Origin of the sequence: Desulfotomaculum copahuensis, from assembly GCF_001655685.1 — a bacterium.
Lineage (GTDB): Bacteria > Bacillota > Desulfotomaculia > Desulfotomaculales > Desulfovirgulaceae > Desulfotomaculum_G > Desulfotomaculum_G copahuensis.
The window spans coordinates 108,283-120,098 of record NZ_LYVF01000158.1 but is presented as its reverse complement, the minus strand read 5'-3'; the positions used below and the strand labels follow the sequence as shown (position 1 = coordinate 120,098).

General features: G+C 59.0%; 12 protein-coding genes. All 12 read right to left on the bottom strand.

What is annotated here, in order from left to right; translation table 11 throughout:
- Window positions 1–14: 14 nt before the first annotated feature.
- Complete coding sequence (gene icmB / locus A6M21_RS09665; RefSeq protein ID WP_066668207.1) at window positions 15–413, bottom strand: coenzyme B12-dependent isobutyryl CoA mutase small subunit; 399 nt, start codon at window positions 411–413, stop codon at window positions 15–17.
- Between the two features lie 29 nt (window positions 414–442).
- The gene (locus tag A6M21_RS09660; protein WP_242868819.1) at window positions 443–2,041 is read right to left on the bottom strand and encodes an acyl-CoA mutase large subunit family protein; all 1,599 of its coding nucleotides are present in this window, start codon (window positions 2,039–2,041) and stop codon (window positions 443–445) included.
- Between the two features lie 55 nt (window positions 2,042–2,096).
- Window positions 2,097–3,056 (bottom strand): methylmalonyl Co-A mutase-associated GTPase MeaB, encoded by a 960-nt coding sequence (gene meaB / locus A6M21_RS09655; RefSeq protein ID WP_066668203.1) that lies wholly within the window; start codon window positions 3,054–3,056, stop codon window positions 2,097–2,099.
- A gap of 11 nt (window positions 3,057–3,067) precedes the next feature.
- Complete coding sequence (cobO, locus tag A6M21_RS09650; protein WP_066668201.1) at window positions 3,068–3,607, bottom strand: cob(I)yrinic acid a,c-diamide adenosyltransferase; 540 nt, start codon at window positions 3,605–3,607, stop codon at window positions 3,068–3,070.
- A gap of 90 nt (window positions 3,608–3,697) precedes the next feature.
- Entirely contained in the window at window positions 3,698–4,837 is a 1,140-nt protein-coding gene (locus A6M21_RS09645) for an acyl-CoA dehydrogenase (protein WP_151191884.1), read from the bottom strand.
- Between the two features lie 174 nt (window positions 4,838–5,011).
- Window positions 5,012–6,190, bottom strand: a complete 1,179-nt coding sequence (locus tag A6M21_RS09640) for an acetyl-CoA C-acetyltransferase (RefSeq protein WP_066668200.1) — start codon at window positions 6,188–6,190, stop codon at window positions 5,012–5,014.
- 306 nt (window positions 6,191–6,496) lie between these two features.
- A complete protein-coding gene (locus tag A6M21_RS09635; RefSeq protein ID WP_066668199.1) occupies window positions 6,497–6,739 on the bottom strand; it encodes a PLD nuclease N-terminal domain-containing protein in 243 nt (80 codons plus the stop codon).
- A gap of 103 nt (window positions 6,740–6,842) precedes the next feature.
- On the bottom strand, window positions 6,843–7,067 hold the full coding sequence (locus A6M21_RS09630; protein WP_066668198.1) for a hypothetical protein: 225 nt from the start codon (window positions 7,065–7,067) through the stop codon (window positions 6,843–6,845).
- A gap of 158 nt (window positions 7,068–7,225) precedes the next feature.
- Window positions 7,226–8,179 carry an acyl-CoA dehydratase activase gene (locus A6M21_RS09625; RefSeq protein WP_066668197.1) on the bottom strand — a complete coding sequence of 318 codons (954 nt, stop codon included), beginning with the start codon at window positions 8,177–8,179 and terminating at the stop codon, window positions 7,226–7,228.
- Window positions 8,118–9,272 (bottom strand): acyl-CoA dehydratase activase-related protein, encoded by a 1,155-nt coding sequence (locus A6M21_RS09620; protein ID WP_066668196.1) that lies wholly within the window; start codon window positions 9,270–9,272, stop codon window positions 8,118–8,120. Before A6M21_RS09620 ends, A6M21_RS09625 begins: the two co-directional genes overlap by 62 nt.
- A complete protein-coding gene (locus A6M21_RS09615; protein WP_066668194.1) occupies window positions 9,265–10,266 on the bottom strand; it encodes an acyl-CoA dehydratase activase-related protein in 1,002 nt (333 codons plus the stop codon). Before A6M21_RS09615 ends, A6M21_RS09620 begins: the two co-directional genes overlap by 8 nt.
- Window positions 10,267–10,409: 143 nt before the next feature.
- A complete protein-coding gene (locus tag A6M21_RS09610) occupies window positions 10,410–11,753 on the bottom strand; it encodes a glycosyl hydrolase family 18 protein (RefSeq protein WP_066668193.1) in 1,344 nt (447 codons plus the stop codon).
- Between the last annotated feature and the right edge of the window lie 63 nt (window positions 11,754–11,816).

Here is an 11,816-nt window from a genome sequence, read left to right as displayed (position 1 = left end):
GGATAAACCCGGCTCTAAACTCTCACGTTTTCCTGAATCCATTCCACGATCTTCTCCAGGGGGGTGCCCGGGGTAAACAGTTCTTTGGCCCAGCCGCCCTCCTTCAGGGCTTTGATTTCATCCTCGGGGATGGTGCCGCCGCCTACCACCATGATGTCCTCGGCGTTGTTTTCCTTGAGCAGTTCGCAGATGCGGGGGAAGAGGGTCATGTGGGCGCCCGAGAGGATGCTCAGGCCGATTACATCCACATCTTCCTGGATGGCCGCCTCCACCACTTGTTCCGGTGTCTGGTGCAGCCCGGTATAGATCACTTCCATGCCGGCGTCCCGCAGTCCCCGCGCGATTACCCGCGCGCCCCGGTCGTGCCCGTCCAGCCCGGGTTTGGCCACCAGCACTCTGATTTTTCTGGACATACGCTTCCTTCCTTTCCGTATGGGAATATTTAGAACGTCGGTTTTTCTTTGTACTCGCCGAAAACCTCCCGCATCACCTGGATCATTTCACCCTCGGTGGCGTAGGCGCGCACGCAGTCCAGAATGCGCGGGATGGCGTTTTCCGTGCCGGCGCAGGCCCGGCGCAGGGCGTCCAGGGTCTCCCGCACCCGGATGTTGTCCCGTTCCCGGCGCAGTTTTTGCAACCGGGCCACCTGGTCTTTTTCAATCTGCGGGTCGATCTTCAAGATCTCAATATCCACCGTCTCGCCGGGGTTGACAAATTCGTTCACCCCCACCTGAATGCGCTGCCTGCTGTCGATCGCCCGCTGGTAGTGGTAGGCCGCATCGGCGATTTCCTGCTGGAAGAAATTTTGGTCGATGGCGGCCAGCACACCGCCGCGCTTTTCAATCTCTTCGAAATATCTTTCCGCTTCCGCTTCCATTTTGCTGGTCAGCGCTTCCACGTAATAGGAACCGGCCAGGGGGTCGATGACATTGGCCACGCCCGTCTCATGAGCCAGTATTTGCTGTGTGCGCAGGGCGATTTGCACTGCTTTTTCCGTAGGCAGGGCCAGCACCTCGTCCATCGAGTTGGTGTGCAGTGACTGGGTGCCGCCCAGCACGGCGCCCATGGCCTCATAGGCCGTGCGCACGATGTTGTTTTCCGGCTGCTGGGCGGTCAGGCTGCAGCCGGCGGTCTGGGTATGAAAGCGCAAAAGCCACGATTTGGGGTTTTTGGCGCCGTATTTTTCCTTCATCCGCCGCGCCCAGATGCGCCGGGCGGCCCGGTACTTGGCGATTTCCTCGAAAAAGTCGATGTGTGCGTTGAAGAAAAAGGACAGCCGGGGGGCGAATTCGTCTACGTCCAGTCCGGCGGCGATGCCGGCTTCCACATAGGCGAAGCCGTCCGCCAGTGTGAAGGCCAGTTCCTGCGCCGCGGTGGAGCCGGCTTCCCGGATGTGGTAGCCGCTGATGCTCACCGTGTTCCATTTGGGTACGTGGCGGCAGGCGTAGGCGAAAATATCGGTAATCAGCCGCATGGATGGCTCCGGCGGAAAAATCCACGATTTCTGGGCGATGTATTCTTTCAGAATGTCGTTCTGGATGGTGCCGGTCAGCTTTTCCGAGGGCACACCCTGCTTTTCCCCGGTGGCGATGTACATGCACCAGATGATCGAGGCCGGGGCGTTGATGGTCATGGACGTGCTCACCTGATCCAGCGGAATGCCGTCAAACAGCGTTTCCATATCCTGCAGGGAGTCGATGGCCACGCCCACCCGGCCCACTTCGCCCAGGGCGCGGGGGTGGTCGCTGTCATAGCCCATGATGGTGGGCATGTCGAAAGCCACCGAGAGGCCGGTCTGGCCTTTTTCCAGCAGGTATTTGTAACGCCGGTTGGAATCGCTGGCGGTCGCAAAGCCGGCAAACTGGCGCATGGTCCACAGCCGGCCGCGGTACATGTTGCCCTGTACGCCCCGGGTGTAGGGGTAATCGCCGGGGAAGCCCAGATCACGCATGTAATCAAAGTCCGTCAGATCCAAAGGAGTGTATAAATCATTGACGGGCAGGCTGGAAACGGTCTCAAAGCGGCAGTCGCGATCGGCCATGCGGCCGCGGGTTTCCCGCCAGCGGTCCAGTCCGTCCTTGATTTCTTTTTGCCGTTCACTCATCGGACAGTTCTCCTTTCCAGGATTGTTTTATTATTTCGTCGGCCGCCCGGTAAGGGTCCATCCGCCGGGCGAGGATTTCTTCCAGCACGGGCTCGAAGCGGCCGCCGGCATCAAGTCCTTGCGTGATTAACCGGTTGATGCGCCGCTGCAGGATCTCGGTCAATTCACGCTGAATACGCTTTCTTTTGACTGCCGAACGGGTACCGTTGTTGAAAATCTTTTCCCGGTGGGTTTTTATGGTTGCCCACAATTCCGGTATGCCCCGGCCGTCCAGAGTGCTGGTGGTGAGCACGGGCGGCCGCCAGTCGCCCGCCCGCGGGCTGGAATCGAGCATGGCCCGGATGTCCCGGACCAGTTTTTCCACCCCGTCCAGATCGGCCTTATTGATGACAAAAATATCGGCAATCTCCATGATCCCGGCCTTGATCGTCTGGATGTGGTCGCCGGCGCCGGGGTTGAGCACCACCAGGGTGGTGTCGGCGTGGTGCATGATGTCCAGTTCGGACTGACCGACACCCACTGTTTCCACCAGGATCACATCACAGCCGTAAGCGTCCAGCACCTTCACCGCATCCCGGGTGGCCTGGGCCAGTCCGCCCAGACAACCCCGGGTGCCCATGCTGCGGATGAACACGCCGCGGTCGGTGGTGTGTTCCTGCATGCGGATGCGGTCCCCCAAAAGCGCGCCGCCGGAAAAAGGACTGGTCGGATCCACGGCGATGATGCCCACTTTTAAACCTTCATTCCGGATCTGACCGGTCAACGCATCAACCAGCGAGCTTTTACCGGCTCCCGGCGAACCGGTGACGCCCACCACGTGCGCCCGGCCGGTGTGGGGGTATAGCCGGTGCAGCAGGGCCTGTTTCTCCGGCGCGTCGTTTTCAATCAAGGTGATTAAGCGCGCCGCGCTGCGCCGGTCCCCGGACAATAATTTTTCCACGTAATCTTTCATCCCGTCGCCCCCTAGTATTCGATGCCTTCCCGGGCTTCCACGCCGCTGTAGTAGGGGTGGTTGATCAGGGTCATTTCCGTGGCCACGTCGGCCGCCTTGATTATCTCCGGATGGGCGTAACGCCCCGTCAGCACCAGTTCCACGTGTTCCGGCTTGATGCGCATCAGCTCGAGCACTTCTTCGAGCGTAATTAAACCGAAATCAACGGCAACATTAATTTCGTCCAGGATGACCAGGTCATAATGTCCTTCCCGGAGCACTTTGCGGGCGGTTTCCAGTCCCCGCCGGGCCAGATCGATATCGGCGCGGGAGGGGTTTTCCTTGTCCACGAAGGTTTCCAGCCCCGACTGGACGACGATCAGGTCGGGCAGGTATTTTTCAGCGGCCTGCACTTCGCCGTACTCCTTGCTTCCCTTCATGAACTGGAGCATGAAAACCCGGTAGCCGTGACCGATGGCGCGCAGGGCCAGCCCCAGGGCGGCGGTGGTTTTGCCCTTGCCGTTGCCCGTGTAAACATGTATGCAGCCTTTTTTTATGTGCTGACGGGTCATAAAATATCCTCTCCCCGGGTGCACCGCCGGATTGAACTCCGGATTAAAATCAACCGGCAGCTTTCCTTCCCGCCGGCGGGCACCGATTAGTTATTTTAAAAGTTGTTTGGCAATGACCAGACGCTGGATCTGATTGGTGCCTTCATAGATTTGCGTAATCTTGGCGTCCCGCATATAGCGTTCCACCGGGTACTCCTGACAATAACCGTAGCCGCCCAAAATCTGCACCGCATCGGTAGTCACCTGCATGGCCGTGTCCGTGGCGTAAAGTTTGGCCATGGAAGCTTCTTTGGTATAGGACAGTCCCATGTCCCGCCGCCGGGCCGCCCGGTAGACCAGCAGGCGCGCGGCGTCAACACGGGTGGCCATATCCGCCAGCATGAACTGGACGGCCTGGTGTTCAGCAATCGGCCGGCCGAACTGCACTCTTTGTTTGGCGTAGTCCAGCGCGGCATCAAGAGCGGCCCGGGCGATGCCCAGACCCTGGGCGCCGATGCCGATGCGCCCGCCGTCCAGCAGGGCCATGGCCACCTTGAAACCTTCGTTTTCCACCCCGAGCCGGTTTTCTTCGGGCACCCTGGCGTTGTCAAAAATTAATTCCGTGGTCGCCGAGCCGTGCAGGCCCATTTTTTCCTCTTTTTTGCCGATCGTAAAGCCGGGGGTGTCCCGATCCACCAACAAGCAGGTGATTCCCTGATAGCCCCTGCCCGGTGCGGTGCGTACGAATGTCACATAGACGTCCGCCTCGCCACCGCTGGTGATGAATATCTTGCTGCCGTTGACGATGTAGCAGCCTCCCTCCAGCCGGGCGGTGGTGGACAGGTTGGCCGGGTCCGAGCCGGCGTTGGCTTCGGTCAGGGCGAAGGCGCCCAGGTATTCTCCTGTCGCCAGTTTAGTCAGGTAGCGCTTTTTTTGTTCCTCCGTACCGAAGTAAAGAGTGGAGAAACAGCCTAAAGACGTGTGCACGGCCAGGATGACCCCGGTGGAAGCGCAGGCGCGCGATATTTCTTCCACGGTGATGATGTAGGAAAGAAAGTCGCAGCCGGCGCCGCCCCATTCCTCCGGTATGGGCACGCCCATCAACCCCAGGGCGGCCATCTTTTCCAGGTTTTCCCGGGGGAAACGGTGTGTGCGGTCAATTTCCGCCGCCCGGGGGGCGATTTCGTTCTGGGCGAATTTACGCACCATGTCCCGCATCATGATTTGCTCTTCGGTCAGTTGATCCGGCAAATTCAATCATCTCCTAAACTAAAAAGCAACTCCGTTTTTCTCTATTGACGCCGGCGCCACCGCAGACGTGGCGCTGATGCATGAATGACAAATTTGGCATAAGGGGGTGGCGCTAAAATATTTTCGTCTGCAAATTTCCGGCCCGGGAATAGTATTGCCGGTTACTGGTTGCGGTCAGTCCACCCGCACCATGACGGCGTCTCCCTGTGCCGCCCCGCTGCAGATGGCAGCCACGCCGATGCCGCCGCCCCGCCGGCGCAGTTCGTAAATCAGGGTCATCAATATGCGCGCCCCGCTGGCGCCAATCGGGTGACCGAAGGCCACCGCGCCGCCGTTGACATTCACCTTTTCCGGATCCCAGCCGGCAATCTTTTGACTGACCAGCACCACGGCGGCGAAGGCTTCATTTATTTCGAACAAATCAACCCGGCCGGCGGACATGTTCTTTTTGGCCAGCAGCTTTTGTACCGAGAGTCCGGGGACGGTGGCGATATAAGAGGCCTCCTGGGACACGGAGGCGTGGCCCAGAATGGTGGCCAGGGGTGTTTTGCCCAGTTCCTGCGCCTTTTCCCGGGACATGAGCACCAGTGCGCCGGCGCCGTCGTTCACCCCCGGGGCGTTGCCCGCTGTAACGGTGTTTTCCGGATCGAAAACCGGCGGCAGGCGGCGCAGCGCCTCCAGGCCGGTGTCCCGGCGCGGTCCCTCGTCGGTGTCCACGTTCAGCGGACCGCCCTTCTTGCGCGGCACCTCAACCGGTACGATTTCCTCCTTCAGCCGGCCGGCATCAATGGCGTCAATCGCCCGCTGGTGGCTCCGGAGCGCCCAAACGTCCTGTTCTTCCCGCGACACGCCGTATTCTTTGGCCACCACGCCGCCGTGGATACCCATGTGCCGGTTGTAAAAGGCGCACCACAGACCGTCATGGACCATCAAATCAGTCAGTTGTGTATCCCCCATGCGCAATCCCCAGCGCACCCGGGCGAAGTGGGGGGCGTTGCTCATGCTTTCCATGCCGCCGGCCACAATGACGGACGCATCGCCGGCGCGGATGATCTGATCCCCCATGGTTACGCTGCGCAAACCGGAGGCACAGACCTTGTTGATTGTTTCCGAGGGCACTTCCCAGGGCAGGCCGGCCAGCCGTGTGGCCTGGCGGGAAGGGATTTGCCCCGCGCCGCCCTGCAGCACCATGCCCATGATTACATTATCGATTGCTTCGTCCGGGATGCCGGCCCGGTTGACGGCCTCCCGGATCACGATGCCCCCCAGTTGCGGCCCGGTGAGGGGCGTTAACGCTCCGCCCAGTTTGCCGAAAGGCGTCCGGGCCGCGCTGACAATTACTGTTTCAGTCATGTTTTCTCCCTCCATTGGGCTGTGGATGGCAACGCGCGGCGGTTATTTTATATTTCTCCACAGCCCGGCTTACACCAGAGTTTACTTGCAAAAACCATACCGGGTTCCGGGTGGCGGGGGAAGACGTCGCAAATTTAAGGCAAGACAGACTTTTTGCATAACGCGGGCGCATTTAAACATGTCTATAATAGTAACACTCCGGTTATTTCTTAAAATTAGGGATTGCCGGCGTTTGTGACATCTAAAAATAAAAAACGGTTCTACATTAGTATACAGAAAAGAAAAAGAGCCTGCCGGCCCGGTCATTTATATGCTCCGTTGTTTCTCCCCGGCCGGCGGCTTTCGTCCCCAAAACAGGTATAAGGGCACCCCGATGAAAAACACCAGTGCCGTCAGCAGCACCCACAGGATGACTTCCACCGCTGTCCTGCCCCGCCGGCTGGCATCGATGCCGGTCAGCAACGCCAGGACCGGAATAATTAAAAAGATAAATAAGAGGAAGATCAGATGAGTAAACTGGGTCATCAGGGTTGCGCTTATGTCCGGCATTTCATAATCACCCCCTGAGGTTATTCTACCCGGCCGGTGATCCGGCCGTCAAGGTAAAATTACCCGGCCGGGAGAAAAAACCGGGCTGTTGTGCCGCCGGCAATTACTTTTTTTCCTCCGGTTGGTCCGGCGGCAGGTTCCGCCCCCAGGCCAGGTAGAGACCCAGCCCGATGCCGAAAAAGAAGGCGGAAAACAATCCCCAGACGATCACCTCCACCAGCGGCTTGCCTTTGCGGCGGGCGTCCCAGGCCACCCAGAGGCCGTTGGCGGCCATCAGCCCGAGCAGTGTCCAGGTAACAAATTCAGCGATTTCTATTTTGCTGGACAACGTTCATATCCCTTTCTGAACTCAATTGGCCAAAATTAGAACAGCCGGTCATTATAATGTATCTCCGGATCCTGTAAAAATACGGCGCCGTGCCGGACCCCGGCGGGGGTTGCGGGGCTTGTTTCCCTTCAGCCGGTCCGGACCGGAAAGGCCGGCGGCTAAACCACGTCCCAGCGGGGGCAGCGGGCGCCCCAGCGGCCGATGACCTTGTCATTTTCATATATTTCAGCGATTTCACAGGCATTGGGACAGCCGTCACATTCAAAGCTGCTGGTCCGGTAGGGCAGTCCGGCGATTTGAAAGCCCTTAAAGCGGGTTGTCCGGCATTCTTTTATTTCTTCCGCCGCCAGAATGGCGGCGCCGATCGCGCCCATGATCTTATGGTGTTCCGGAACAGTTACCGGCATGTGCAGCGCCCGTTCAAATGCAGCCTTGATGCCGGTGTTGGCGGCCACGCCGCCCTGAAAAAACACCGGGGGCAATATTTCCTTGCCTTTACCGACGTTATTCAGGTAGTTGCGCACCAGCGCCTCACAGAGGCCGTTGATGATGTCGGGCAGGGCGTGGCCCATCTGCTGTTTGTGAATCATGTCCGATTCGGCGAAAACAGTGCACCGGCCGGCAATACGCACGGTGGCGGTGGACTGCAGGGCCAGTTCGCCGAAGCGGGTGATCGGGATGTTCAAGCGGGCGGCCTGCTGGTCCAGGAAAGAGCCGGTGCCCGCGGCGCATACCGTATTCATGGCAAAATCGGTGACCACGCCGTCCCGCAGGATGATGATTTTCGAATCCTGCCCGCCGATTTCCAGCACCGTCTGCACATCCGGTTCCTGTGCCGAGGCGGCCACGGCATGCGCGGTAATCTCGTTTTTGACCACGTCCGCCCCGACCATCACACCGGCCAGGTAACGGCCGCTGCCGGTGGTGCCCACACCGGCGATTTCCACTCCCGGCGGCAAGCTTTCCGCCGTTTCCTGCAAACCCTTCTGGATTGCTTCAATCGGGCGTCCCCGTGTACGCAGGTACAAACCGGTGATTACCGCTCCGTCTTCACCGCAGGTTACTATATTGGTACTTACCGAACCCACGTCGATGCCAAGGTAGGCTTTCATTGCAGTCACTTCCCGCTTGTTTTGATTTTTTCCGCCGCATTAAATCAACGAATGCTTCCAGACGGGTGGCCGTGCCGGCTTTGCCTGTCTGCTCGTCCAGGAAAAAGGTGAGCACGGGGATGTTGTGATCCCGGCTGACCCGGGGCAGGATGGTGCGTGCCACGATTTCCGGGATGCAGGTGAAGGGGGCCAGCTGAATTACCCCGTCAAAGCCACGCTTGGCGTATAGTATGGTGTTGCCGATCGAGTCGCGGCCGTGACCGCCCAGCAATTCCGGCAGGTAGGGCAGGGCGGCGTCTTTTACGGTCAGCCCTTCGCTGGTTTCGGCCCAGGTATTGTCCCTGGTCCAGCCGGTGAGGAACATGGAGCGTTCCACCTCCACCCCCAGGTGGCCGAGTGTTTCCTCGATTTCCAGATTGCTTGCCGGTTCCAGCAGGACATATATTTCACCCACGATGCCCACCCGCAGAATGCGGCGAAAGGGGTCCTGGGGGACTTCATGCAGCGCATGTAATGCGCTGGAGGCCGCTGTTTCAATTTCCCGCCAGGTATAGGCGCGGTCGATCCATTCCAGTACCTTGCGGTAGGTGCGGGTGGTGGCGCCCCTGGTAATTTCCCGCGGGCGCACCCGGTGGCTCAGTTTTTCCAGGTCGTCCAGCGCCTGTAGCTTGCGCCAGGCCCGTTTTATACATTCATAAACGGAACGGTAGGAAAGCCGTCCGGGGTTCAACCGCTGGATGTTGTGTAAAAAATCCAGTGGATAAAGGCGGGGCGGCTCAAAAACGATAATATCGATCGGATAGCCCAGGGAACGCAATATCTTTTTGTGCAGCTGGGCGTAGTGACCGGCCCGGCAGGGCCCGACGCCGCCGCTGGTGACAATCAGTTCCACCCCCTGCGGACAGGTCTCCAGATAGGTACCGAGCAGGATTTTGACCGGAAAACAGGCAAATTCCGGCGCGTACTGTACACCCCGGTCCAGGGTGTGCATGCTTGGGCGGGGCGGCAGAATGACTTCATTGCCCAGATCTTCCAACAGCATTTTAAAGGCGCGATACGATTCCGCCACGTGGGGAAAAGTCACTTTAGGCACCAGGCAGCGCCCCTTTCTTGCGCCGGACCATGTCCACGAATGCTTCCAGGCGCGTGGCCACGCCCGCCTCACCGCTTTGCTCGTCAATGGTCAAGCTCATGAATGGAATGGTTTTTTGCTCACGCGCTTTCATTTCCATAAATTTGTCCAGCAGGGAATCCGGACCGCAGCCGAAGGCGGTGAGGTGAATGATGCCGTCCACACCACCCCGGGCATAAAGATATTCCGTAGCCCGCATGCACAGGTCGCTGAATGTCCAGAAAAGCCTTTTGTCCAGCTTGCTATGCCAGTGCATCAACTGCCGGTGGGGCAGGTTTTCGGCGGTGACCACCCGTACGCCCATCTTTTGCAGTTTGGGCAGCATGCCCAGGCTGATGTACTGGTCGTGGATGATATAGGGATAGCCCAGAACGGCAAAGACCATTCCGGTACTTGCCCTGGCGGTAGTTTCCGGTACCGGCCGCGCGACACCGCGGTTGAGCATTTTAATGGCCTCCGGCGGCTGGCAGCCCTTTTGTAACAGTGCCTGCAGGCGCCGTTCGGCGGCGGCCGCCTTCCAGTAGGCCCGGTCCGCGGCCCACCGGCCGGCGCCCAGCATCTCCGCCGCCTGACGGTAGGCCAGCCGCAGGGCGTTCCAGCCTTCCCGGGCATCCAGACGTACGTCGATCATTGGCGGCAGGTCCGGTATGGAATGGCGGATCATGTCCGGCATGCCGAGAAATTTGGGGCAGTAGGTGGTTTCCTTGTTCAGGCAGACCACCCGCGGAATGAACAGGTAATCCACCTTTTGGGCCAATGTCATTACATGACCGAAATACAGCTTTACCGGTACGCAGGCGTCGGCCAGCGCCTCCCTGACCCCCTGGTCCAGCATTTCACTGGTGGTTCTTCCCGATGAAACGACCTCCGCGCCCAGGCTGCGGAAAAAAACGGACCAGGCGGGGTAGTAAAGATAATAAAGCAGCGCGCCGGGAATGCCCACCCTGACAGACAATCCAATCCTCTCCTATAAAAAAATTATATTTTGTATGTTCCGTCCTTTAACCCATTTATTCTATCAACAGGCAGGGAAATCCTTTTTCATTTTTGACTGTGGGCGGGCACAAAAAATGCCCCCCGCGGGGGGCATCCAATTACTTATTTTTTGATGGTGAATTTCTCCCCGAGCAGCGGCCAGACGGCCGGGTCCTCCATGCCCAGGCGCCAGATGGCGATGCCGCCGAGGTTGTATTTGTTCACCAGATCCAGCTTGCCGGCCCAACTGCTGGCGTTTTCGAACCAGACCTGGTGCCAGGAGCCGTTTTCATCGGTATAACCGAAATAAGGGGCCTGGGCGTTGTTATCCCAGTTTATGGCGGCACCGTAACGGTTGGCTGTTTGTGCGGCCAGGGCAAAGGAAAGATAACGGGGAAAACCGCCGCTATAATTCCAGTCAAACCCGTAGGCCGGCATGCCCAGCAATACCTTTTGCGCCGGCACGCAGGTCAGGGTGTACCGGATTATTTTTTCCACCCAGGCGATGGAGGCGACCGGTCCCGCCCCCCCGTATGCGCCGTGTTCGTCGTAGGCCATCACCACCACCTGGTCGGCGAGGCTGCCCACGGCGGCGTAGTCAAAGGAGTCGGACCAGCTGCCGCTGGACTGGTTGCTCAACTTGGCCGGCAGTGCGACGGAAATTACATACCCCGCCGGGTGCAGCTGCGCTCCCAGTTCGGTAAGGAACTGACTGAACAACTGGCCGTCTTGCGGGTAAATATTTTCCGTATCAATCTCCACCCCGTCAAATCCCCGGCTTCTCAGCAGGTTGTAAATATTCATCACCAGCGCCCGGCGGTTCTGCGGATTGACCAGCACGCGGTGCATCACGTCCCTGCCGTCGGCGCCGCTGTCATACAGCATGTTATAGATCAGGGCGAGTGCCTTTACTTTTTCCCGGTGCGCGGTGGCAACCACCTGCTCCGCATCCTGGTTGGAAACGCCGTCCAGAGTATGTAGGCTGCCGCTGCCACTGACGTCCACCTGATACCAGAAGGGGGCGATGCTGGTCAGGGCATTGCCGTGATTGACCAGATCAGCGTAAGATGAGGGAATGGCCCCTTCATCCTGCGTATAGAAGCCCATTACCGTGCGTGTATTACCGGAGGAAGCAGTGTTGTTGCCGGCGGGGGTGGGGCTTGCCAGCAGCTTTTGGATTAATTCCTCCGTCAGCGGGCCGGCGATGCCGTCCGCCGTCAGACCGTGACCGGCCTGCAACCCGGTTACCGCCGCGGCTGTTACCGGCCCGAAATAGCCGGTCGGTGTGGTTTGAAAATAACCCAGTTGCTTCAGCTGTTGTTGCAGAGCGGTCACCGGCGGTCCGTAGTCGCCCTGCATCAGGCAGGAGCCGTAACCCTGTCCGGCCTGGGCGGCCGGGGAAATGAACAACATGCTGCAGAGAAAGATACCCAGTACAAGGAAACTGATTGATTTTTTCGGCTGCATAAAAACCTCCCTTGAGGGTGCCGTGCAAACCTCCTTGTCCATATTCTTGCCGCTGGCAGTCAA